This window comes from Corynebacterium jamesii, from assembly GCF_046097395.1.
Classification (GTDB): Bacteria; Actinomycetota; Actinomycetes; order Mycobacteriales; family Mycobacteriaceae; genus Corynebacterium.
This window is the reverse complement of sequence record NZ_CP175789.1, coordinates 49,055-73,245: the sequence shown is the minus strand read 5'-3', so window position 1 is coordinate 73,245 and position 24,191 is coordinate 49,055. Positions and strand designations below refer to the sequence as shown.

Annotated in this window: 20 protein-coding genes; 4 read left to right on the top strand and 16 right to left on the bottom strand. The window is 62.1% G+C overall.

Annotation, left to right across the window (positions count from 1 at the left end; genetic code table 11):
* Positions 1–29: 29 nt before the first annotated feature.
* On the top strand, positions 30–1,337 hold the full coding sequence (locus ACKFRT_RS00355; RefSeq protein ID WP_408925341.1) for a glycosyltransferase 87 family protein: 1,308 nt from the start codon (positions 30–32) through the stop codon (positions 1,335–1,337).
* Between the two features lie 29 nt (positions 1,338–1,366).
* Here ACKFRT_RS00355 and ACKFRT_RS00350 read toward each other — a convergent pair whose 3' ends face one another.
* The 9 genes from ACKFRT_RS00350 to ACKFRT_RS00310 all read right to left on the bottom strand — a co-directional run bounded on the left by ACKFRT_RS00350 (position 1,367) and on the right by ACKFRT_RS00310 (position 12,776).
* The gene (locus tag ACKFRT_RS00350) at positions 1,367–2,872 is read right to left on the bottom strand and encodes an L-serine ammonia-lyase (RefSeq protein ID WP_408925340.1); all 1,506 of its coding nucleotides are present in this window, start codon (positions 2,870–2,872) and stop codon (positions 1,367–1,369) included.
* A gap of 13 nt (positions 2,873–2,885) precedes the next feature.
* Positions 2,886–3,215, bottom strand: coding sequence for a putative quinol monooxygenase (locus ACKFRT_RS00345; protein WP_296214328.1), 330 nt, complete (start codon positions 3,213–3,215; stop codon positions 2,886–2,888).
* Positions 3,216–3,324: 109 nt separating this feature from the next.
* Positions 3,325–5,190: an alpha/beta hydrolase gene (locus ACKFRT_RS00340; RefSeq protein WP_408925339.1), complete on the bottom strand. Its 1,866-nt coding sequence runs from the start codon at positions 5,188–5,190 to the stop codon at positions 3,325–3,327.
* Entirely contained in the window at positions 5,177–7,009 is a 1,833-nt protein-coding gene (locus tag ACKFRT_RS00335) for an ABC-F family ATP-binding cassette domain-containing protein (RefSeq protein ID WP_408925338.1), read from the bottom strand. The genes ACKFRT_RS00340 and ACKFRT_RS00335 overlap by 14 nt, the downstream gene beginning before the upstream one ends.
* Entirely contained in the window at positions 7,002–8,021 is a 1,020-nt protein-coding gene (locus tag ACKFRT_RS00330; protein ID WP_296214321.1) for a 4-(cytidine 5'-diphospho)-2-C-methyl-D-erythritol kinase, read from the bottom strand. The genes ACKFRT_RS00335 and ACKFRT_RS00330 overlap by 8 nt, the downstream gene beginning before the upstream one ends.
* The gene (rsmA, locus tag ACKFRT_RS00325) at positions 8,018–8,980 is read right to left on the bottom strand and encodes a 16S rRNA (adenine(1518)-N(6)/adenine(1519)-N(6))-dimethyltransferase RsmA (RefSeq protein WP_408925337.1); all 963 of its coding nucleotides are present in this window, start codon (positions 8,978–8,980) and stop codon (positions 8,018–8,020) included. The genes ACKFRT_RS00330 and rsmA overlap by 4 nt, the downstream gene beginning before the upstream one ends.
* Before the next feature lie 72 nt (positions 8,981–9,052).
* The gene (locus ACKFRT_RS00320) at positions 9,053–10,240 is read right to left on the bottom strand and encodes a transglycosylase family protein (RefSeq protein WP_408925336.1); all 1,188 of its coding nucleotides are present in this window, start codon (positions 10,238–10,240) and stop codon (positions 9,053–9,055) included.
* Between the two features lie 298 nt (positions 10,241–10,538).
* Positions 10,539–11,462, bottom strand: coding sequence for a TatD family hydrolase (locus ACKFRT_RS00315; RefSeq protein ID WP_408925335.1), 924 nt, complete (start codon positions 11,460–11,462; stop codon positions 10,539–10,541).
* Positions 11,463–11,501: 39 nt separating this feature from the next.
* Positions 11,502–12,776 (bottom strand): CynX/NimT family MFS transporter, encoded by a 1,275-nt coding sequence (locus tag ACKFRT_RS00310; RefSeq protein WP_408925334.1) that lies wholly within the window; start codon positions 12,774–12,776, stop codon positions 11,502–11,504.
* Positions 12,777–12,917: 141 nt separating this feature from the next.
* Between ACKFRT_RS00310 and ACKFRT_RS00305 the strand changes: the two genes are divergently transcribed.
* Positions 12,918–13,598 (top strand): HAD family hydrolase, encoded by a 681-nt coding sequence (locus tag ACKFRT_RS00305; protein WP_296214312.1) that lies wholly within the window; start codon positions 12,918–12,920, stop codon positions 13,596–13,598.
* Positions 13,599–13,610: 12 nt separating this feature from the next.
* On the opposite strand, the gene metG is transcribed toward ACKFRT_RS00305, so the two are convergent.
* Positions 13,611–15,449, bottom strand: a complete 1,839-nt coding sequence (metG, locus tag ACKFRT_RS00300) for a methionine--tRNA ligase (RefSeq protein WP_408925333.1) — start codon at positions 15,447–15,449, stop codon at positions 13,611–13,613.
* Between the two features lie 191 nt (positions 15,450–15,640).
* Here metG and ACKFRT_RS00295 point away from each other — a divergent pair, with 191 nt between their 5' ends.
* Complete coding sequence (locus ACKFRT_RS00295) at positions 15,641–16,105, top strand: RrF2 family transcriptional regulator (RefSeq protein WP_408925332.1); 465 nt, start codon at positions 15,641–15,643, stop codon at positions 16,103–16,105.
* 58 nt (positions 16,106–16,163) lie between these two features.
* Here ACKFRT_RS00295 and ACKFRT_RS00290 read toward each other — a convergent pair whose 3' ends face one another.
* Both ACKFRT_RS00290 and rsmI read right to left on the bottom strand, forming a co-directional pair.
* On the bottom strand, positions 16,164–17,849 hold the full coding sequence (locus ACKFRT_RS00290) for a BCCT family transporter (protein WP_408925331.1): 1,686 nt from the start codon (positions 17,847–17,849) through the stop codon (positions 16,164–16,166).
* Between the two features lie 198 nt (positions 17,850–18,047).
* A complete protein-coding gene (gene rsmI, locus ACKFRT_RS00285; protein ID WP_408925330.1) occupies positions 18,048–18,959 on the bottom strand; it encodes a 16S rRNA (cytidine(1402)-2'-O)-methyltransferase in 912 nt (303 codons plus the stop codon).
* Positions 18,960–18,969: 10 nt separating this feature from the next.
* On the opposite strand from rsmI, the gene ACKFRT_RS00280 reads away from it, so the two are divergent.
* Positions 18,970–20,658, top strand: coding sequence for a dolichyl-phosphate-mannose--protein mannosyltransferase (locus ACKFRT_RS00280; protein WP_408925329.1), 1,689 nt, complete (start codon positions 18,970–18,972; stop codon positions 20,656–20,658).
* A 35-nt stretch (positions 20,659–20,693) separates the two neighbouring features.
* Here ACKFRT_RS00280 and ACKFRT_RS00275 read toward each other — a convergent pair whose 3' ends face one another.
* The 4 genes from ACKFRT_RS00275 to ACKFRT_RS00260 form a co-directional block, all read right to left on the bottom strand.
* Positions 20,694–21,476: a zf-HC2 domain-containing protein gene (locus tag ACKFRT_RS00275; RefSeq protein WP_408925328.1), complete on the bottom strand. Its 783-nt coding sequence runs from the start codon at positions 21,474–21,476 to the stop codon at positions 20,694–20,696.
* Between the two features lie 34 nt (positions 21,477–21,510).
* Complete coding sequence (locus ACKFRT_RS00270; protein WP_296214298.1) at positions 21,511–21,933, bottom strand: DoxX family protein; 423 nt, start codon at positions 21,931–21,933, stop codon at positions 21,511–21,513.
* A 15-nt stretch (positions 21,934–21,948) separates the two neighbouring features.
* On the bottom strand, positions 21,949–23,379 hold the full coding sequence (glpR, locus tag ACKFRT_RS00265) for a gephyrin-like molybdotransferase receptor GlpR (protein ID WP_408925327.1): 1,431 nt from the start codon (positions 23,377–23,379) through the stop codon (positions 21,949–21,951).
* 99 nt (positions 23,380–23,478) lie between these two features.
* Positions 23,479–24,189, bottom strand: a complete 711-nt coding sequence (locus tag ACKFRT_RS00260) for a GNAT family N-acetyltransferase (protein ID WP_408925326.1) — start codon at positions 24,187–24,189, stop codon at positions 23,479–23,481.
* Positions 24,190–24,191: the final 2 nt, after the last annotated feature.

The window sequence follows — 24,191 nt, the reverse complement described above, 5'->3', positions numbered from 1 at the left end:
TGCCGCAAATGGTGCAATAATTAGCCGTTATGCAGACAATGGAAGCCGCTTCTCCGCGGACGGAACGCTTCAGACACCTCACAATCAGCCTTCCGGTAAAGATCGCACTCAGCGTAGTCATGGTGCTGTCCGTTGTGCCCAAGATCATCAACACCCGTGGCTTCCACTACCACCTAGACCTGGATGTCTACCGCGTAGGCGCCCAGCGCGTACTGGACGGCCAGGAGCTCTACAGCGGCCACTTCCACATCATCGGCGATACGTACCTGCCCTTCACCTATCCCCCAATCTCGGCGCTACTGTTCACCCCCCTGGCAGTGCTGCCCTACGACCTGTCGGCGATCCTGCTGATCGTCGCCACAGTAGCGATTACTTGGTGGGTTTTCGCCCATACTGTGCACGTGTCGGCGCGCCTGGATCGTGCGTCCGCCGGATGGATCGCCGTGACGCTCACCACCGTGCTGATTCACCTGAGCCCGATCCACACTAGCCTGGCTTACGGGCAGATCAACGTGCTGCTGATGGGCATGGTTTTTGCCGATGCGCTAGTGGTTCCTCGCCGTTTTCGTGGCCTGCTGACGGGCGCTGCGGTTGCCATCAAATTGACGCCCGCAGTGTTCGGCCTCTGGTTCTTACTGCGCAAGGATTGGGGTTCCATCCTGCGCATGGGCGCGGGCACGCTAGGCACAACAGCTCTGGCGTGGCTGATCCTGCCGCGAGATTCTCTGGAGTACTGGACCCACACGCTGCGCGATTCCAGCCGTATCGGCAACCACGAGTACGCCCTGAACCAGAGCCTCAACGGCCTGCTCTACCGCTTCGGACTGCGAACGGCGGACTCCTCCAGCCTGCTGTGGGTGCTGCTGGTGTGCGTGTCGCTGGCGGTCATTGCCTTCGTTATGTTCAAGCTGCTTCAGATCCAGGCGCCTATCGTCGCGCTGTGTGTGAATTCGCTGTTCGCGCTTCTAGCCAGCCCGATTTCCTGGAATCACCACTGGTCGTGGGCGCCAGTGCTGCTGGTGGCGCTGGCCAGCTACGCATTCGCCCACCCCGCTTCCCCGCTGTCCACGCCCCGCTGGCTATGGATCACCCTGGTGGTCTTGGGCTTCGCGGCTTTCGCCTTCGAACCCACGACGTTCGTTCCCTTCCAGGAACAGCGCGAGTTGGAGTGGAACGCCTGGCAGGCACTCCTGGGCAACGCTTACCTGTGGTGGACCATACTCGCGCTGGTGGTGATGGTGATTCGCCTCGCACCGTACCGTGGTAACAGCAGCACGAACCGTGGCCGCCGCAACGCGGCCTCTGCCGAGGTCAACAAAGAAGCCTCAGAAGCCTAACGAGAACTTGGAAGCACTAAGGAGCTCGTTCAGCACTCCGGCACGTTGACGGAGACGTTGGTTGCCAGCCCGCCACCGGCCGTTTCCTTGTACTTCTCAGACATGTCCTTGCCCGTCTGGCGCATAGTCTCGATCACCTCGTCGAGAGTGACGTGGTGATCCCCGTCGCCACGCATCGCCATCTTCGCCGCGTTGATAGCCTTGCCCGCGCTGATGGCGTTTCTTTCGATGTAGGGAATCTGCACCAGCCCGCCGATGGGGTCGCAGGTGAGCCCCAACGAGTGCTCCATCGCGATCTCAGCGGCATTGGCAACCTGGCGTGGCGAGCCACCCAGCACCTCCGCCAGCCCGGCGGCAGCCATGGAAGCTGCCGAGCCGACCTCGCCCTGACAACCAACCTCTGCTCCAGAGATGCTGGCGCGCTCTTTGTACAGGGAGCCGACTGCGCCCGCAGCCAGCAGGAAGCGGCGATTTACCCGGAATGGGTCCTCCCTGCCAGCAGGTGTGAACTCGCGAGCATAAAACAGAACCGCTGGGATGATGCCTGCCGCGCCATTCGTCGGTGCAGTCACCACGCGCCCGCCGGCCGCATTCTCCTCGTTCACCGCCAAGGCGACCAGGTTCACCCAGTCCTCGGAAAATTCCGCGGTGCGGTGCGGGTCCTCCTCCATCAACTGGTCGTACCACCGCTTAGCGCGACGACGAACCCGCAGGGACCCCGGCAGTACGCCGGCGAAGGTCACGCCACGCTTGGCGCAATCCTGCATGGCTTGAGCTATAGCATCCAGGTTCGCGTTGATCTGTTCGTCCGTACGCAACGACTGCTCACAGCGCCGCTGCACCTCCCCCAGCGACAATCCCTCGTGCTCAGCCAGGGAAATGAGCTTGTCGCCGGACTCAAACAACCACGGTCCACTGAGCTCGTCCAGTGCGGGGACTTCCTCTTCCGTGCGGATAAAGCCACCACCGATGGAGTAATACGTCTGCTTCAGTGGTTCGGATTGCGGATGCGCCGCGGTCTGGGTCAGACCGTTGATCACGAACGTCATCGCGTTGGTGTGCACCGAGCGCCGCACGGTAGGGCGCAAAACAATGTCCTCGAAACCGCAGGTTATCGGCAGGTTCTTATCTCCCGCCAGGTAAATCGTGCGCGTAGCGCGGATCTCCTCTAGTCGGGATTGCATATAGTCCGGATCCACCTGCGCCGGATCGGCGCCATCCAGACCCAACAGGCAGGCTCCCAGCGTACCGTGCCCTGCCCCCGTCGCGGCCAGCGAGCCGTACAAGATAATGCTGATGCTTGGCCCCAACTCCCCCTCGTCGGGCAGGCTCACGACGCTCGCCAACTTGTCCGAACCCAATGGGTGCAGTCCTTCCTCATCGGCTGCGGCGGTGGAGTGGGCAGACGTGGCGCCCTCTCCTACGAGAGCCTTGACCCGCTGCGCGAAGGACAGACCCGCCCGCATCGGCCCTACGGTGTGCGAAGAGGACGGACCCACGCCGATCTGGAAGAGGTCAAAGACGCTGACAGTCATGCTAGGTAACGGGCTAGTTGTCCTCGACGCGGAACTCCGCCATGCGATCCCACTCGGCCTTGCCAGGGATCTTCGTGTTGATGATCTCCGGGGTCTCCAGCAGGTACTTCGGCATCTCGTCGCAGGCGCGCTGGAAGTGCTCGGACTCCACGTGGGCGACGTCGGTACCGTCCTGGAAGGCCTCGATCAACAGGTATTCGTTCGGGTTTTCCGGGTTACGGAACCAGTCGAAGAAGATGTTGCCCTCTTCGGCGCGGGTGGACTCTGTGAACCAGGAGACCTCCTGCAGGAAGGTGTCGGCAAACTCGGGGCGAACCTTGTACTTAACGTTGATAAGGATCATGGTTCCCCACCCTACGCTTCCCACCGGTGTGCTGGCAGGCACCGGTGCGCACCCCTAGCCTATGATTCCTGCGCGAACCCTAGCCGTTGGCAACCTTGACGTTGGCAACCTAGCCGTTATCCACGCCGACTTCTTTTTCCGGCCCCTGCGTGGACATCGCCTTGTCCAGCTGCGCGCGAAGCGTTGCGGCACGGTCCGGGTTGAAGTCCTCCCCACCAACCATCGCCAGCATCGCGTCCAACACACCGTTGCCGTAATTATGGCCGTGGCCATTCGGAACGTTAGCTGCGACTGGAAGATCCATCGTGACCTGCCAGAAGGTTACAAATGGAATCCAAGACATCGACGGCGAACGGTCGAAGCCCGCCGGTTCCTTCAGCCAGTCGGGTTCCTTAGCGATCAACGACGGCGACCACCACACCACCGGATCCGAGGGATGCTGCAGGAAAAGGATGCGCGGACTGTGCCAGCCTCCGGGGGAAATCAAATCCTGCTCGTCGCGCCACCTCCAGATCTCCTCGGTGTTCTCCGCGAAGCGCACATTCAGCCCGCCTGCATACTCCGCGGAAACCTGCGGGGACCCGGGGTCTCGCCGATCCACCAGCCCATGCCAGAGCTTGTTGGAGTTCGGTGGCCCCACCCACAGCAAACCATCCACGCTGGCAGCGATGTCGCGTACGCCAGAAAACGCGCCACTGCCCGCATTGGTACCCAGAGATTCACCGTAGACGTAGAGCTTCGGCCGGTGCTCCTCCGGCAGGGTATGCCACCAGTCCACTACGGCAGAGACCAGAGCCTCGCCCGCATCTTCCACGCGCTGCTGATCAGCGATGAACTGCACACCGCTGGGAAGATAGGAGTACTGGTTTGAGGCGATCGCAGAATCTCCGTCAAACATCAGCTCGAAGGCCTGCGCGGCCGTTGGATTGACCCACCCGGTGCCGGTCGCAGGTACCACCAGCAGCGCCTTACGATCCTTAGCCCCCGTCCTCTTCAACTCGTCCACCACGCTTCGCGCGCGAGCCGTATCTGGGTCGACATCTGCGCTGGCATTGCCGTTCTTCAGGCCGGCGTAGACGCGGATCGGCTCCTTGCTGGGGCGCCCTGTCAAGGCTTCCAGCTCCTCCTTGTACAGTCCCAAGCCGACGAATCGGGTACCGAAGGCCCCCAAGTCCTCCCACTTGTTAGGCGATTCCGGACTGCCGGAGCGCTCCGGCACATGAGGTTGTTTGAGATCCGGACGGATTTCCTGATCGCGGACCGAAAACACCCGTTCCGTGGCGCGGACGACGGTGCCGGGCACGACTGTATCCACGACGAATAGCAGCGCCATGCCAACGGCCAGCCAGGCGAACAGCGGACGAGTAACTCCGCCCAAACGGCGCCCCACCGGCCCGTCCTCCAGGGCCTCTACTAACCAGATCAGCCCTTTGCCGACCAGAACGATCAGTGCCCAGAGCCCAATGCCGATAGGTAGCACCAGCAGGAACTCCCCCGCGGTATAGGCCTCCGCCCCCATCAGATGCGCCAACTCCTGCTGCCAACGTACGGCGAAGGAAACCCACACCAGCAGAGCCAGAATCACCAAGACTACAAAGCCGACCTCCAGCCCATTGCGCAGCGTGCGCATACCGCTGTCGCTAATCCCAGCTCTGTGCTGCAGGACCTCCAGCATCCCTCGGGCCTTTCTGCGCGCCTTCCACACAGGCTCCCCGACATACTTTTGCAGGAATGCTTCCCACAGCCAGTGCAAGAACACGCCCAAGATGTAGCCGGTGCCGCCAGAAATTCCTGCGACCACGCCCTGAAACATCCAGTCGCGCGGCAGCAGAGAAGGTGTCAGCGAAGCCGCGAACAGCAGCGCACCAACAAGCACGCCGCCGGGATCAACGTGGGCCTCCCACTGATCTTTGGCAGCGCTGAGTCTGTCTGTGATCTCCCCCTCGGCAGAGGAGGCGACCTCAGTTATCTTCAAGCTTCTCCCCTATTTCCAGCCACTTCATCTCCAGCTCATCGTGCTTATCCTGGTTGGCCTTGAGGTCCTTATCCAGCGCCGCCAACTCGTCCGTCACCGGCTCGCCGGTGGCCGCTTTTTCCGCGACGTCGTTCATTTTCTCGTGGATGGAGTTGATCTTCGCCTCGACCTTGGCCATCTTCCTCTCCAGAGCACTCATTTCTTTAGTGAGCGCGTGAACTTCCTTGGCGCCGAGACTGGGGCGTCCAGAAGAAACAGCACCAGAACCAGCATCGTCGAAGGACAGCGTATTCTTGCGCCCTTCGTCGCTGGCCTCCCGCTTGCGGCGCTCCAGATATTGCTCGATGCCACCGGGCAGGTTGGTCAACTGTCCATCGCCGAACAGTGCCCAGGTGGAATCGCAGATGCGTTCAATCAGGTAGCGGTCGTGGGAAATCACCACGAGCGTGCCAGGCCATTCGTCCAGCAGGCTTTCCAGTTCCTGCAGGGTGTCGATGTCCAGGTCATTGGTCGGCTCGTCCAGCAGCAGCACGTTCGGTTCAGCCATCAGCACGCGGGTCAGCTGCAGGCGGCGTTTCTCGCCACCCGAGAGGTCCCCGATGGGCGTGCGCTGGCGCTTCGCGCTAAACCCCAGCCGTTCGGCCAGCTGCGAGGCGCTGATCTCCTTGTCGCCGAAAGTCACGTAGCTAGCAACGTCCTGCACCGCCTCAATCAGGCGCTTCGTGGGGTCTAGATCGTCCAGCTCCTGGCGCAACCAGCCCAGACGAACGGTCTTGCCCTCGACGCGGCGGCCCTGTTCCAGGGGTGCTTCGCCCGCCAGAGTGCGCAGCAGAGTGGTCTTACCGGAGCCGTTCACACCCACCAGACCGATGCGCTCGCCGGGACCCAAACGCCAGGTCAGATCGTCTACCAGTGTGCGGCCGTCGGGGGTGGCGATGCGTGCATCTTCCAGCTCGATGACCTTTTTGCCCTGGCGGCGGGCGGAGAAACTCATGAGCTCCACCTTGTTACGCACTGGCGGCACGTCCGCGATCAGGGACTCCGCGGCCTCGATGCGGTAGCGCGGCTTCGAGGTACGCGCCGGCGCCCCGCGGCGTAGCCACGCCAGCTCCTTGCGCGCAAGGTTCTGGCGGCGCTGCTCGGCCGCGTCTGCCTGACGGGCACGCTCGGCGCGGGCGAAGGTCCAGTCGTTGTAGCCGCCCTCGTAGACGTCCACCGCCCCGTCGTGGACCTCCCAGGTGTGGTTGGCGACGGTATCCAAGAACCAACGATCGTGAGTCACGACCACCAATGCGGTGTTGCGACCCAGCAGGTGCTCCGCCAACCACTGCACGCCCTCAACGTCCAGATGGTTGGTCGGCTCGTCGAGAATCAGCAGGTCCAGATCCTGCACCAGTGCAGCGGCCAGGCCGGTTCGGCGCCGTTCGCCACCGGATAGCGCCTGTACCTTCGCATCCAGCCCCAGGCGGGCGATATCCAGCCCATTGAGCACACTGCGCACCTTAGGGTTACCCGCCCACTCGTATTCCTGCAGCCCCAGCGGTTCCAGCACTGCCTCGGCAACAGTCATGCCTTCTGGCGCGTCACGCAGTACATCCTGGGTGACCATGGCCATGCGGAGGTCATTGTTGTGGCTCACGCGCCCAGAATCCGGCGCGTCCTTCTGGCTCAGTATGTTCAGCAGCGTGGACTTACCACCGCCGTTGAGTCCGACCACACCGATGCGATCGTTGCTGGCCACGCCGAGGCTCACGTCGTCGAGCAGGGGCTTTAGCCCGTAGCTCTTCGAGACTTTTTCTAGGTTGATGAGGTTACTCACGTATTTCTTCCCTTTTTATGACGCCCGCAGCCGCAGCCGGGGAACTTGTCGTCATCGTGGAGCTAGCTTTCCCGGCCACGCTCACGGCCGTCGCTACATCCACCGCATCGTCAGCGGACGCACACAGCATGGCCACGGTGGGACCGGAGCCAGACACAATCGCGGCAATGGCGCCAGCTTCGTCGGCGGCCGTGAGCGTTTCCCGCAGGCTGGGCAGCAGGCTGATGGCTGGGGCTTGTAGGTCGTTGACGAGAAATTTGCCAACCTCGGCCGGGTCTCCGGTCCGCAGAGCTGCGATCAGCGCATCAGGGCTGCCTGCCCGCGCTGCCCGTGGGCTGTCTGTAGAGGCAGTTGTGCGTTGTTGGTCCAGCTGCTTGAACACTTCCGGAGTGGACAGACCGCGCTTATCGGTGGCAATGGCCCAGTGATAGGTGCCCGTGGCGATGACGGGCATGAGGTTTTCCCCTTTACCCGTACCCCTGGCCGTGCCACCCAGTAGGCAGAAGGGCACGTCGGCGCCCAGGTCGGCTGCAATCTCGGACAGTCGCGCGCTATCCGGCCGGCGTGGGGAGCGCGGATCCGGGAAATAAAGTTCTGTCGCCGCGATGAGGGCGGCAGCGGCATCGGCCGAACCACCGGCCATGCCGCCAGCGACGGGGATTCCCTTGTCAATGTGGATATGTACGGGGACCTCTGCCCATGGCACGTGCGCGTGTCGTGCCAGCTTCTGGATCTCCGCTACGGCCTTCCAGGCCAGGTTGCTGAAATCCTGCGGCACCAGGTGCGAGTCGAAACCGCTGACGGTCCAGGTGCACAGCTCCGGTGCGCCTTCTTTCAGCGCGACCGTGACCTCCTCCTTCAGCGAGACGGCCTGAAAGATTGTGTCTAGCTCGTGGTAGCCGTCTTCGCGGGCCGGTCCCACACCAAGGTGGAGGTTAACTTTCCCGTGCGCACTGGCCGTGACGGAACGGTACCTGGGCTCGGTGGAGCCGAAGATGTGAGACACACTCATCGGATACCTCGCTGTTCGTCGCGGTGGGGTCCGTGCAAAGAGGCCACGGCAAGCTGCACAAACTGTTCCGTGGAGAGCTTTTCTCCACGCAGGGTCGGCTCGATTCCCGCACCCCGCAGTGCCTCCTCGGCCGCCTGGCCGCTGCCAAAGTACCCGGACAAGGCCGCGCGCAGGGTCTTGCGGCGCTGTAGGAAGGCTGCATCCGCCAGGGCGAATACCTCGCGGCGCAGCTGTTCCGAATCGATGCCCTCATTGCCGATGCCCTCATTGCAGTCTTGGACAACGTTGGCCCACGGCTGCTCGCCGTCGGCGTAGCGGTCGATTCGCACCAGGCCAGAGTCGATCTTCGGCGCGGGCCAAAATACGTTCTTGCCAATGGTTGCCGCGCGGGTGACGGAACCGTGGAACCCGGCCTTCACGCTGGGCACGCCGTAGATCTTGGTGCCTGGCGCGGCGGCCAGGCGGTCGGCGACCTCCAGCTGCACCATGACGAGAACTCGGTCGATACTGGGGAACTCCTCCAGCATGTGCAAAAGCACCGGCACGGAAACGTTATAGGGGAGGTTCGCCACCAGCGCGGTGGGCAGTGGGCGTTTGGCATCGGCAAAGTCCTGCGCCGTGACGGCCAGTGCGTCTTTCAGGATCACCGCCGCATCGGCCTGACCGGCTCCCTGCTGATCCAGTGTCGCGGGGAGTTTCTCGGCCAGGCGCGGATCGATCTCCACCGCGGTCACGCTGGCTCCGGTTTCCAACAGCGCGAGGGTCAAAGAGCCCAGACCCGGGCCAATCTCCACCACGGTATCCGCGGCAGTCACGTCGGCAGCCTTCACGATTTTGCGGACCGTGTTGGGATCGTGGACGAAGTTCTGCCCCAGCTTTTTGGTGGGGTTTAAGTCCAGTTCCTCGGCTAGCTGCCGGATCTCGTTGGGCCCCAGCAGCCGAATCTTCCGTTCATTCACCTTTCACAGGATAGTCGAGCTGGTGCTCTATAAAAACCGATGGAAAGGGCGGGGCCGTGCGGAGGGTGCGGTTTAGCGCAGACCCATCTTGGCGGTGCAGGCTGGCCATGCGCCCCAGCCCTGTCCGGCGCGTACACGCTCGGCGACGGCGATCTGCTGCTCGCGGGTGGCCATGTGGGCAGCCGGAGCATACTCGGTGCCACCGAAGCCGGCCCAGGTGGACGGTGTGAACTGCAGGCCACCGGAGAAGCCGTTGCCGGTGTTGATGGACCAATTACCACCGGCCTCGCACTGTGCCAGCTGGTCCCAGACGGAACCGTTAGCGACGGCCGGTGCAGCGGCGCCGGTGTTGGAACCCTTAGATTCGCCGTCCTTGTCGTCCTTGTCCACCTTCTTGGTGCCACGGATGATCACGCGCTCCTTCGGTGCGGTGATCTCCTTGCTGGACTTCTCCTTGCGGCTGACCTCTTCGCCGTTGACGGTGCGGACGGTCGCAACAACGCGAGCCTTGCCCGGCGCGCCCTTCTTTACGACCTTCTCCTCACCCTCGGGCAAGTTCGGGTCTTCCTTCACGCGCTCCGGAGCCGGAACTTCCTCCACCTTGGTCTCATCGTGGTTGGCGATGCGCGTGACGTCTACGTGCATGCCGTCCTTGAGCGGAGTATCAGCAGCCGGGGTGACCTTGTCTTCCTTGCCCAGCGGGGTGCCGCGCATCTCGAAGATCTCGCCCACGGTACGGGCAGGCAGGCTCATGCGGCCGTCTTCACCACCGTCGTTCAGGGTGAACTTCTTCGGGGTAACGATCTCCAGCTCCATGCCGTCCAGCGGGATCTCCTGGTTACGAGTCTGGGACAGCTGGTTCACAGCATCGCCGCGGCCGATCTGGTCCAGCAGGGAGCCGACGGTCAGCGCGGTGGTATCGATCTTTTCCTGCTTGCCGTCGATGGTAACGGCCACGGTGCGAGCACTGCGAACGGTGATCTTGGAGTTGTCGCCGATGGACTCGTCCAGTGCCGGGGTAACCATGGCGCGGTTGTCGATCTCCACGCCTGCGGACTTCAGCGCGCCCTCGACATCGCCGGACATGGTGCTGGCCTGGATAATGTCGCCATTTACGTCGAGCGTGACCGATTTTTGGCCTGCAACCGCAACGCCGCCACCAACAACCAGGGTGGCCAACATGCCACCCGTGGCGATGCGTAGCGGGGTGGAGCTGGTGTTGTTAATGCGGTGCAGGTGGGACTTCTTTTTCGGTGACACTAGATCGTTGCCTCTCTTGTTGCTGACGCCCTCTCGGTCTCCACTAAGCCACGCGCTGTACGCGAAACGACCGGGGCGCCCGAACGCCGATTTTCTCAACTTTTGTCACAGTACGATAACAATCCTTGTTAAACAAAGCTCCGGCGCAAAATGTTCCACAAATCACAAATATGGGGGTGCAGCTGCAACAACAGCAGCCACACCCCCTAACTTGCGTTAATTTTTATACATTTTCGTTTGCTGGCGCCACATCAGAAACAGTGACCTCACTAGCGGGGTGGGGTTCCACGCGAAACCGCTACATGCCGAGGTCGATCCCGTAGATCCGTGCAGCGTTTCCCGTGACCAGCTCCCCCAGCACCTCTGGAGCTATCCCCCGCTGCTCCGCTACGCAGGCCGCCGTGTAGCCCACGAAGGCAGGCTCGTTGCGCGCGCCTCGGAAAGGCTCCGGAGTCATGTACGGCGCATCCGTCTCCACCAGAATCTGCTCCGGCGGGGCAATCCGCGCCGCCTCGCGCAGCTCCTCGTTGCGCTTAAAAGTCACGTTGCCGGCAAAGGAGAGCACGTACCCGCGATCCAGCGATTCCTTAGCCACATCCAGCGGGGAGGAAAAGCAGTGCAGGATTACGCTCTCCGGCTGCGGCGCATCCGCCAGTACCCGCAGCAAGTCGGCATCAGCCTCGCGGTTGTGGATCATCAAGGCCTTGCCGGACTCGCAGGCCAGGTCAATATGGAAACGCAGCGCCTCTTCTTGCACCTCGATGCTGGGAGTCTCCTCCCCATCATCAGCGCCCGTAACCTTGCCGACCCAGTAGGCATCCAGCCCGGTCTCGCCAATCGCCACGCAGCGCGGGTGGAAGGCCATCTCCCGCAAGCGCTCGCGCACCTCACCCGTCACCGTCTGCGCCTTAGTCGGGTGCACCGCGCAGGCAGCCCACACGCGGTCGTGGAACTCCGCAGCCTGCAATGCCTTCTCGGTCTCCTCTATGCCATCTCCGACCGTGCACACACCACGCACGCCAACGGCATTGGCACGGTCCATGAACTCCCCCACTAGGCGACGGTGATCGTCTTCCCCGAACGGTTTACCCTCTGCGTCCGCTCCCACCACATCCTGACGGTGCTGGTTCTTCAGCACCGTGGACCACAGGTGCGTGTGCGAGTCGAACAGCGGGACGATCGGCTTGGGCGGAACGGGGGTTGGTCGCTTCTTTTTAGCCATGCCCACCACCCTAGCGCCCTCACCCAGGCGCGACGGCGATCACTCGTGATCGTCTACGAATACCTTCCGGCTAGCCACCAAGCCCGCCGCCAGCAAAACGAAGTTGAACCCCACAAGAACAGTTAGCCCGGTCGTCCAGGACGAAGTGGCGTCATACAAAGCACCAAAACCAAACGGCCCGATACAAGCGACCGTGTACCCGATGCCCTGCGCACCCGAAGAAAGTACGGCCGCGGCCTTCGGCTCGCGCGTGCGGGTGGCGATCAACATTAGACCCAGCGGAAAGGTCGAACACCCCAGCGACACTAGCGAGATCCACACCACAGGCAGCCGCATCGGGCCAGTAATCACCATAAGCAAGGCCACGAACATGCAGCTACACGACAGGATCGTCACCCACGCCGCGCCGCGCTCGAAGCTCGACGTCATCCACGGTACGAAGAACGACGACGCGGTGCCGACGAGCGCGAACACGCCACCGATAATGCCACCCAGCTGCGCCGAACCGCCGGATTCCACAATGATTTTCGGCGCCCAGGTGATAAAGCAGTAGGAGATGGAAGACGTCATGGCGAACATCACCACAATCCCCCAGCTCACAGGGTTACGCCACATGTGCCGGTACGCACCGCGAGAGTCGGTGCTTTTGTTGTTGATCACGCCCATGAGCTTCCGCGGGTGCGCGCGTCGTAGCATCTCGCCACCGCGCTGGGCGGCCGTTCCCGGGGTCACAGAAAATACGAGGATGCCCCAGCACAGCAAGGCCAGCAGGGGCGGAATGGCCCATACTCCGATAGCCACGCGCCAGCCGCCGAGCTCCGCCAACGGCACCGAAACCACGGACGCGGTAGCCATGCTGACCTGCCCGACTGCCATGTAGGCGATAGACATCACCGTGAGCTTGAACGGGAAGTAATCCTTAATCACGGCCGGCAACAGGGTGTTGGTAATGCCCACCCCAACCAGCCCGATCATGGTTCCGGCGAGGAAGAGCAACCCGTTGGAAGCCACCGTGCGCAAGCCGAACCCGGCGGTGGCCAGCACCATGGCGGTGCTAATGACGGCGCGGAAGGACAGCGCCTTGGCCATGGGGCCAGAGAGGATTGCGGCGACGGCGAACATCGCGGTGGGCGCCATGCCGACCAGGCCGATGAACAGCCCCGAGGCACCCAGACTGCCGGCCACTTGGTCGGCGATTGGTGGAAAAGCACTGACGGGACTGCGCAGGTTAGAGCTAGTCAGCAGCACCGCAAGTGCGGCAATGAGCGCGACGACGGAAGGGACACGACGAGTCACGGCTTGGGCACTCGGCATTATGTTCACCCCCGGTTCGTTTTCGCTTCGCGTTGGCGCCACTTTCTGGTCATGCAGACGGGGCACACTTGCTACAAACCCTACTAGTCCCTGCCAGCAACTTCTCACAACACCTCAACCGCAAAGGCAAACACCAACACTATGGAACATCTGATCGTCTTCGACCTGGGCGGCGTATTGGTACAGCGCCGTCACACCCTACGCGAACTCACCACAGTGATGATTCGCCACGCGAACATCCAGTCCCACTCCACCACCGGCAATCAGACCAGCGTTCCGACCATTATCACCGACCCGTTCAGCTTCGAGAGCGCCTACGGCCGCTACCGCGAGAGCTACAGCCTGTCGATGGGACCGAACGATTACTTCACCACCCTGTGCCGCGCGGCTGGCGTGCAGCCGACCGAGGAGCTGATCGCGGAGCTCAAGGAGACGGATACGCGCCTGTGCTCGACCGTGAATGCTTCCGTATTGAACCTGCTGAACCACTTAAACGCCATCGACCAGCCGTGGGGCATCTTCAGTAACGCGCCCCGCCCGGTGATGGAGGCTGTGATGAGCCAGGATTGGGCGGACGGCGCCGCCGTCACCTGTTTCTCCCCCGATCTGCGTTTCACCAAGCCCCACCAGGGCGCGTTCCGTCGCTTCGAGCAGGCTGCGGCCGCCGCAGGCCATGAGTACGCTTCCCTGATTTACTTCGACGATCGTCAGGCCAACCTGGATGCTGCCAAGCACCGTGGTTGGGACGTGTTCCCGTGGCGCGGAGTGCAGTCCGTCCACGAGGTGCTCTCGCCGATCACCGGCCTGCGCCGCGCCGACTAGCGCACGGCAGCGCTACTTCTGCACCGGCGCCCACTCGGGGCCGGTTTCCGCCAGCTCTGGATCCAGCTTCGGGAACAGTGGCTTGGGCTTGTGCAGCTCCGTGCCGGGCTGCATCTCTTGGCGCGCCCACGTGGCCTTTTGGGTGGCGTAGTCGCCCATGATGACGGGGTAGGTGCGCCCCTGCTCCGGGAGCCCGACGCCCACCGGCTGCCGCGGAGACTCGTCCGTTACCTCGACGACCTCTGGCTGGGCCGCCCAAACACCCTCGCCGCCGAGGGTTTCGAAGATCTTCTGTGCGGAGAACGGCAAGTAGGGGGTCAGCAGGGTGTTCACGTCGGAGACGACCTGCAGTGCGGTGTACAAAACGGTGGCCAGACGCTCGCGCTGATCTTCGTTTTTCGCCAGCTTCCACGGCTCCATGGCAGCAATGTACTGGTTGGCGCGGCCTGCGATGCGCATGGCCTCAGTGATACCGGCCTTGAAGCGGGAGCGGTTGAGGTTATCGCCGACGATGTCGAAAGCCTTGGAGGATTCTGCCAGCAGCGCCTGATCCTGCTCGGTTAGCGTGCCAGGGGTCGGCACCTCACCGAAGTTCTTGTAGGCCATAGACACGGTGCGGTTCACCAGGTTGCCCCACTCGTTGGCGAGCTCGGAGTTGATGCGGCGTACGAATTCGTCCCAGGTGAAGTCGGTATCCGTGGTCTCCGGACCAGCGGTAGCGATGAAGTAACGCAGTGCATCCGGACCGAACTCCTTCAGGAAGTCGCGGACGTAGATCACAACTCCCTTGGAAGACGAAAACTTAGACCCGGACATGGTCAGGAACTCGGAGGACACAACTTCAGTCGGCAGGTTCAGGGCCGGCGCAGCAAGCTCGCCCGCTTCGCCCCCCTTGGCACCCTGGCCACTGTAGCCTAGCAGCTCAGCCGGCCAAATCTGGGAGTGGAACGTGATGTTGTCCTTGCCCATGAAGTAGTAAGACAGGGCCTCCGGGTCGTTCCACCACTTCCTCCAAGCCTCCGGGTCGCCACTACGCCAGGCCCATTCGATCGATGCGGAGAGGTATCCCACGACGGCGTCAAACCATACATAGAGCTTCTTCGCATTGTTGTCCTGCCATCCCTCCACAGGGATCGGCACGCCCCAATCAATGTCGCGGGACATGGCGCGCGGACGGATGTTCTCCAACAGGTTGAGGGAGAACTTCAGCACGTTCGGGCGCCAGTCGGTGCGTCCGTTCAGCCACGTCGTCAGAGCCTCTGCCAAGGCGGGAAGGTCGAGCATGAAGTGCTCGGTATCGACGAACTCCGGGGTTTCGCCATTGATCTTAGAGCGCGGATCAATCAGATCCTCGGGGTCCAACTGGTTGCCGCAGGTATCGCACTGGTCGCCTCGCGCGTCGTTCGCTCCACAGATCGGGCACGTGCCCTCGATATAGCGGTCAGGAAGGGTGCGGCCCGTCGACGGACTAATGGCGCCACGGGTGGTCTGGGTGACCATGTAGCCGTTGTTATATAGGCCAGTGAAGAGCTCCTGGACTACCGCGTAGTGGTTGCGCGTGGTGGTGCGGGTGAAAAGGTCATAAGAAAGACCGAGCCCCGCGAGATCTTCGACAATGATGCGGTTGTAACGATCCGCCAATTCCTGAACAGTCGTACCTTCCTTCTCCGCCTGCACCAGCAGCGGGGTGCCGTGCTCGTCGGTACCCGACACCATGAGTACCTCGTTGCCAGCCATTCGCTGATAACGTGCGAAAACATCCGATGGTACGCCGAATCCGGCGACGTGGCCGATGTGGCGGGGGCCATTGGCGTAGGGCCATGCAACTGAGGTAAGAACTCGTTTCGACATAATCTTTAGACTAGGTGATCCGCCAAATCGATGCGAAAGCAGGCCGGATTATCGGTCTGGCCTCGTGCGTTATTGAATAAACTGTGAAACATATCAAAATTCCCCTGTGCTAGCCTAAATTAGAAGAGGCTTCAGGTGACGTAGCTCCCACAAACTAGCTGCGATTTTTCACCCCGAAAGGATTTCACCTTTTGAGTAAGAAGCGCGCTAAAACAGGACACTCCATGCAACTGACACGCTTTACAGATCTCGGTCTGAGGATCGTGGTTCAGCTCGCTGCCATGACCGCGGCGGCTGACACCCCATCGGCAGCGACTCCCCCACGCACCACAACCGCCGCGGTAGCTAGTGCACTCGGCGCTTCGCAAACTCACGTCGCCAAGGTAGTCGCCAAACTTGCCGATATCGGAATCCTACGCTCCACCCGTGGCCGAACTGGCGGCATCTACATCACTGCTTCTGCACTCGATTACCCGCTGGGTCAATTGGTTCGCGAGCTCGAGGGCAGTGAATCGATACCGGATAACTTTAATACCCACTGCCCGAGCGACCACACAGCGACCTTCCAGCTGGCGGCTTCGCTCACGGCTGCCCAGAATGCTTTCTTCGACAGCCTTAATTCGCAGACCATCAGGGATATTTTACCCGAGGTATAACCCCGATAGCTCCCGGGTGATCCCCCCAAGACCACTAGCGCTCCCCGACTCCTGGGTTTTATACCCGCGGGCCACGAACTCGACGGATTCTACCGCTGCCTTCCGCTTCGCGCTGCTGGTTCATGCGGCGCTCGCGCGCCATACGTAGCGCGTACTCCCGCTGTGCCTTTTCATCCAGGTAAAGCTGGTCGTTGGACAGCGCCTTGTAGATAGAAAACATCAGGGCGATGATCACCAGCACGAAGGGGCTGGCAGCAATAATCGTCACGTTTTGCAGGTTGGTCAGCGCCTCATCGCCACCTGTCAGCAGCAGCATCAGGGCAATGATGGCAGTCAGTGCGCCCCACAGGACCGTGACACCGCGGTTAGCTACCAGTTTGCCGCGCTGGGACATCGACCCCATCACGGTAGAGGCAGAGTCCGCCGAGGTAATAAAGAAGGTGGCCAGCAGGATCATCGCAATGATGCTTGCAACCTTGCCCATCGGCATCGTCTGTAGCAGATTGAACAGCTGGCTGGTGGCCTCGCCGTCACCCCAAATGGAGTTACCCGTGTCCTCGGCGTGGATCGCAGAGCCACCGAAGATGGAGAACCACACGATGGTCACAACGGTCGGAACCATCAGCACCACACACACGAACTCGCGGATCGTGCGGCCACGGGAAATACGGGCGACGAACATGCCAACAAACGGGGACCAGGAAACCCACCATGCCCAGTAGAAGATGGTCCAGGAGCCCAGCCATTCTTCCGCGCCGTCGCCGGAGTTAGCGGTACGTGCGGCCATGTCGAAGAACTGGGAGAGGTAGTTGCCCAGCGAGGTCGGGATCAGGTTCAGGATCACGACGGTCGGGCCGACAATCAGGACGAAGAGGGCGAGGAGACCGGCCAGAACCATATTGGTGTTGGACAAGTACTGAATACCCTTGCCCACGCCACTGGCAGCGGAAACCAAAAAGCACAGACCCAGAATCACGATAGTGCCGACGATCACGGAAGTGCCCGGGTTAGAAACCAGCCCCGTGGCCTCCATGCCGGACTTAATCTGTACAGCGCCTAAGCCCAGGGAGGCGGCGGTACCGAACACGGTCGCGAAAATCGCGGCGATGTCGATGATCTTGCCCAGCGCTCCCTCTGCTCGTTTCTCACCGATCAGGGGGATGAATGTCGCGGACAGCAGCTGCTTGCGCCCCAGACGGAAGGTGCTGTAGGCGATAGCCAGAGCCACGATGGCGTACAGCGACCACGGGTGCAGGCCCCAGTGGAACAGCGTGGAGGCAAACGAGCTGGCCACGTCGTGATCCTCGGCTCCCGGAACACCATTTCGGTAGTACGTGAGCGGCTCGGTCACACCGTAGAACATCAGGCCGATACCCATGCCCGCGGCGAACATCATCGCCACCCAGGACACACTGTTGAACTCTGGAGATTCGTTGTCCCGGCCCAGGCGAATGTGCCCAAACTTGCTAAACGCAATGAACAGAATGAACGCGACGAACACAGTGCCGGCCAGTACGTACAGCCAACCCCAGTCGCTCACCACGTAGCTCAGTGCGGTCGAAGCGAAGGCAGCGAAGCTCTCGCCCCCGAATACTCCCCACAACACGACAGCCAAGATGAGGGCCGCCGCACAGCCCGTCACCACCCAGTCAATGGACTGATCCTGATCGGCCTGGTCTACAGGCTGATCAGTGGTCACCCCTTCGGTCTCTTTCGACGTCACTTCTTCCCTCGATACAGTCATTCCTCATATCTTGGGGGTGTTGCAGAGGCTTTTCAAACCCAGCGCCGTCCCACCGGCGGTCACAAGCCACTTTTCACCCTTCATTTACCCCTCTCTATAGACCTTTTACCACCGTTTTTCCGCTAAGCACCAGCTCACGTCTCCTTTATTCCTTTGCGCATCACAAAAAGAGAAACTTTCTATAACAATTTAATATATTTATCTTTCGCGCAACCGCAGCACAGCCTCGTACAGCTCGCGCTTGCTCACACCCCTGGCCTTGGCTACCTCACTCGCGGCTGCCTTCAGACGCTCCCCCTCTGCCACCTTCTGCTCCACCAACTCGACTAGCGATTCCACATCCGGCTCCCCCTGTTCCTCCGCGGCATCCACCACCACACAGATCTCGCCTTTCACACCCTCGGCTGCCCACTCGGCCAGTTCCCGCAGCCCGCCAACCTTTACCTCTTCAAAGGTCTTTGTCAGCTCGCGGCACACCGCAGCCTGCCGATGTTCCCCCAACTCTTCCGCTGCCACCTGCAGAGTCCTGGCCAGCCTATGCGGGGATTCGAAGAAGCAGACGGCGTAGGGGGCGGCACTAAAGGAACCAAAAAACGCCCTGCGGGCACCGTCCTTGCGCGGCGCGAACCCCAGAAAAGCAAAGTGCCCCACGCCCAGGCCGGACAACGCCAGGGCAGTCGGCACGGCGGAAGGCCCCGGCAGGCACGTCACCGGAACCCCGGCGCGGCGGGCGGCCACGACCAGAGGGAAACCGGGATCAGAAACGGACGGCATTCCCGCATCCGTCACCACCAACACGCGGCGACCCTGCTCGGCCTGCTCCACGAAAAACTCCGCCCGCTCCGTTTCGTTGTGGTCAAAGTTGGAGTAGATCCGGCCCGCAATCTCTACCCCCAAAGTGTCCGCCAAGGCACGAGTACGGCGGGTATCTTCCGCGGCAACAATGTCTGCACTGGCCAGGGCATCGATCAAACGGATTGATGCATCCAGCGGATTACCCAAAGGTGTGGCGGCCAAGATGATCCCGCCCTGCGGCAGAGGGCGGTTCTCGGCAGCGCGGGCGACAAGCGCGTTGGCATCCAGAGCATCGGGATCTACAGAATCACTCATACCCGCCAGTATGCCCGCCACCGCACCCGCTTGTCCGGAGCTTCTACTACAGTTATTTTTTGTGCCAACCACACCGACTACCGCGCTACCGAATGCTCACCCGGAGCCTGCCGCCGGAAGCCCCCACTCCGACGACAGCGCTCGCACCGCCCGCGCCGGCCGTGCCACCCGCATCACGCAATCCGGCCAACACCGGCTCGCGCTGACCCGCTGGACGGGCATCCTCATTTCTCTCGGTGTGTTGGGTGCGCTCAGCCGATTGCTGATGCTGCAGCGCCCCACCGATGCGGGCACCCCAGTGTTCGATGAAAAGCACTACGTACCACAGGCCTGGCAGATGCTGCAGAGCTGGTCCAACCCGCTGATCGGCGGTATCGAGGACAACCCGGGGTACGGGTTGGTCGTCCACCCGCCCCTAGGCAAGCGGCTCGAGGCACTCGGCATGGCGGTATTCGGCTATACCCCGTGGGGCTGGCGCATCATGTCCGCCCTTCTGGCGGTGGTTGCCATCCTGCTGATTGCCGCGATCGCGCGCCGCATATCCAAGTCGGATCTGGTCGGCTTGTTCGCCGGCATCATCGCACTGTGCGACGGCATCCTCTTCGTCACCGGCCGCTCGGCCATGCTCGACCATTTCCAGGTGTTCCTCATCTGCCTGGCCACCTATTTCATCGTGCGTGATGCCGAGCAGATGGAGGCCCGCTTCCAGCGCGTCTGGGCCACCAACCGCATCCACGATTCTGCGTTCGGCCCCCGCATGGGCTACCGCTGGTGGCGCTTCGCCGCGGGAATCGCCCTGGGTCTGTCGCTATCGGTGAAGTGGAATGGCCTGTACTACATGGCCTTCTTCGGGGTGACGATCGTTGCGGTTGATTATTTTCGACGCCGCCGTTTCGGCGTTCGCCGTCCCCTTGCAGGAACCGCAGTATTCGATGCGGTTCCCTCCTTCTTCTCCATCGTGATCGTCCCCGCGATTGTGTACCTCATCAGCTGGCGGGCGTGGTTCGCCTCTGAGACGGGTGTGTTCCGCCACGCGGTGGAATCGAAGCAGTACACCGACACCACTGGCGACTGGTTCTGGTCCTTCCTGCCCGACACGGTGCAGAACTTCATCTACTACCACGTGACGGTGATGCGCTTCCACACAGAGCTGACAAACTCCAATGGCCACCACCATAACTGGGAATCCAAGCCGTGGTCGTGGTTGGTCTCCAGCCGTTCGTTGATGTACTACAACCCCTCCAGCGACGAGGGCATCCACAAGGTGATTCTGCTAGTCGGCACACCCGCTATCTGGTGGTTCTGCGTGCCTGCCATGCTGTGGGGTCTGTGGTGCCTGATCACGCACAAGGACCGGCGCTGGGTGGTTCCCGTCCTGGGCTTCGCCGCCGGCTTTTTGCCCTGGCTGTTCAACCTGGACCGTCAGATGTACCTATTTTACGCGGCCAACCTGGTGCCCTTCCTAGCGATCGCCCTGGCAATGGCTATGGGGCAGCTCCTACGCTGGGAGCGCCCGGGCGTGGCCCAGCCGTATTCCTCTCCGCGAGCCTATCTGCGCGCCCGCCCGGGCCAACTGGTGGTTGTGATCTACCTGATGCTGGTTGTGTGGAACTTCCTGTACTTCCTGCCGATCTACACCGCCACACCGCTATCAGACTCCGCCTTTAACATGCGGATCTGGCTCCGTTCCTGGCTCTAAAACCGACGCAAGAACCGGCGCCGCACCGCGTAGCGCTATTCCCAGTCGCGCGGCCGAGCCTCGCCCGGCTCGTAGGTAGAGTGACGGCGAGCATCGCTGGGGCTAAAGTTTACCGGCTGTGCCATCAGCGCTCGCAACGACTGCTGAAGAGGCATAAACACATTCTGGCGCCCAGCCCACACGACCACCAATGCCACCACCGCGGCAAGGTGCACCAGCAAGAGCCATAGGGTATCCAGGTCGCCCCGCTCGCCGATCATGCCCAGAACAATCTCGCGGGTCGCAAACCCCAGGCCAAATGCCCACATCGCAAGGTAGATTGGCAGCACCGCAGAGGCTACCTTCGGCCGCCAGGCGGCCCATACAAGGCCGCCAGCCAGAGCAAAACGCATCGTCGCCGCGTCGGAGATTAGGTGTAGCCGGGACGAGTCGGCGTCTTCTCCAATGGGCGAACCAAACAACAGCGACATGCCCCACAACACGTAAACCACAGCGACGGCAACGAGGAAGAAGCGGCCGAAGACAAGAGGCAGCTGACGGCGACGTAGCCCCACGCTAACCTGCGGGTCGCTATCGGCCTGTGCAAGTACCTGTTCGAGGAGGGCGGCCTTGCGATCGTCCTGCTCCCCCGGCGCTGGCGTAATTTCCGCTGGTGCGGCCGCCAGGTTCATCCGGCGCCCCAGCGCAGTAACGGTGGCGTACCAGCGCTGGCAGTCCTCACAGGCGGCTAGGTGCGCATCTACGAGGTCGTCGGCCAGCTCCGCAGTTTCACCGTCCAGCCGGGCAGACATTGAGGTCCTGACCTGCGAACAGTCCATGCGATTAATCCCGCCTCCAGTATGCGTGCAACCCTCAGCCGAAGCGCGATAGTGCCTTGTCCAGGCTGGCGCGCCCCGCGCCGAAAACAACAATCATCATAAGCGAGACGACTAAGAGCAAGACAAACTCCATGCCCCCATCGGACACGAAGAAGCCGTTGGACCAGTGCACAAAGTAGAGCACCAACGCGCTGTAGATCACAAATAGCCCAGCGACGGCGGTGGTCAGCAGCCCCGCGATGAGCATCGCGCCGCCCACCATCTCGAAGATGGCGGCGGCCCAGGCACTGACCTTTGGCTGCGGAATGTGTAAGCGATCGAAGGTGGCGACGGTACCGGTGACCCCGTCCATGCCGTTGATAAAGACTTTCTGCCAACCGTGGGCGATAAAGATCACGCCGGTGACGAGGCGTACCAGCAGCAGGGTCGCGTCGCGTGTGGCGGGGTGGTTTAGCATGCGGGAGGTCTACTCCTAGACAGCGCGGATGCCGGAGCGGGAGTCGAGGTACTCCTCGTCAGCGTCTGCGACGGGTGCCCGACCCTCCGTACCTGCGCCGTAACCAGTGGCCACGTCGGAGCCTGCACCCGGAGCGGGGAAGAAGTCGCTGCCGTCAGCGTAATCCAGGTTACTGAATGCCGGATCGTCCTCGTCGGTCTCCAGAATCACGGCGCCTGGGCGGATCAAACGATCCGGCACACCCAGTTCGTCGTCCTCAGTGTTGCGCACACCCAGGCGGGCGCGGCGCATGCGCACCAGGCGGCGGTGGCGCAGCTCGCGCTCCTCGATGGCCTGGCGGCGCAGCATCACCAGGTAGAACGCGGTGAAGGCCACCATGGCCACGAAGGTCAGCCACACGCCGTCGCCCAAGGCCAGGCTGGTACCGAAGGTCAGCGCGCACAGTGCCAGCAGCACCAGCAGCACCTTCTTGCGGCGGTTCTGGCGCTCGCGAGCCAGCTGTGCGGAAGCCACCGGGTCGTACACACCCCGGCCACGGCGGGCGGCCAGGTACTTCAGGTCAGCTTCACTGAGTTCGTCGGACTCCTCCAGGATGTCCAGGCTCTTTCCTGCCGGTGCTGCATCGACTTCATCAACCAGGGTGGGCGAAGCCTTCACGTCTCCACCGCGCACGTACTCTGCCGGAACTGCAGCGTAAGCAGCCTGGCGGGCGGTGGCCTCTTCAGCTGCCTCGGCCTCCTCAGCGTCTGTCTCCTCAGCGTCAGTCTCCTCAGTGTCTAAAACTTCAGCGTCTGGAGCTTCTGTGTCTGGGACTTCTGCTGCTCCGTCGGTTGCCGCAGGTACGTCAGCTGCGGCTTCAGAGTCAGCAGTACTCATCGCAGCCTTCTTCACCGGGGAGAACTCGCCAGTATCCACATCGTCCTGAGCCGTGTAACGCACCGCGCTGCCGACCGCGGAAGCTGCAACGACCTTCTCCGCATCCGCCACAGCACCCTCGTCGTTCTCCGAGCCCTTGCTTTCGGTCTGCTCATCAACCTCATCATCAACGACTTCGCCATCTACTACCTCGCCGTCGACAACCTCCGTCTCAGCGTCAGCCGCGCTGTTCTCGCGCCCCTTACTGTCCTCGCTGCCCTTCGAGGCCATGAACGCCCGCAGCCCTCGCGGCTTGCTCGATGTCGCACCAGCGGTGGAGTCTTCGTCCTCCAGCAGCACGTACTCCGGCTCTGCATCGACCAGCTCCAACTCCTCGTCGTCGGAAGCCATGTACAGCCCCTCGGCCGGCTTGAGCTTGCGCTTTGCGTTGAGCTTGCTTCCTCCACGGTGCAGCACTCGGGTCTCGCTCAGTGCCTGGGCAGTCCGTCGCACGGGTTTTTGGTTGCGCAGCAGAAGCGGCGCTAGCAGCACCAGCCAGACGGCGGCGATGAGCAGAAGGGAGCCGGACACGAGTATCAGTTCTCCTCGGGTTTAATGCGGGCAGCGTGAGTGATCAAGTGCTTGCCACGCTACCCGTGCAGTACCCATATATGCGGTGCCACGCCGAGGCTACTTTCGGTTCACAGCTAGCCCCAAGATTCCGCGATTCACCAGCCTGCGCACAAGACCCTCGGGCTGCGAATCCTCCTGTGTTTGTGCCACTAAAAGATGGTCTCGCCATTCGCCGTTGATGTGCAGGTTTCGGCGTAGGTGCCCCTCGGTACGGAAGCCGGTTTTTTCTAGGACCTTTCTAGACGCCACGTTCTCCGGCATGACCGTCGCCTCTATCCTGTGCAGTCCCAACTGCTGCATCCCCAAGTCCACCCCCAAAGCCACCGCAGCGGTGGCCACGCCATGGCCCTGAAACCGCGAGTGTACCCAGTAGCCGATCCAAGCATTGGAAACAGTTCCGTATTGAATATTGCCGATCGTCAGCTGGCCGGCGAATACCCCGTCGATGTCGATGACCATGGGCAGTAGCAACCGATCTGCAGACAGGAGCTGCAGGTTGTGGAAGGTTTTCCGCCATGCTTGCGGGCTGTGCGCAGCAGCCCAGTCCCCGGATACGGTCGGTTCAAAGGGCTGTAGGAGTTGCTGGTCTTCGAGCCGCGCTGCGCTCCAGTGTTTTCCATCGGTGGCTAGGACGGGACGGAGGGCGACGGGAAGAGCGGCCGAGGGGGCGTGGTCAACATTCCCATACAGATGACCGCGGCTGAGGACGGTGCGTGTGCGTTTGTCGGGCACCGCAGGGGTCAGTGCGGCGCGCAATCGGTGGAGCACGG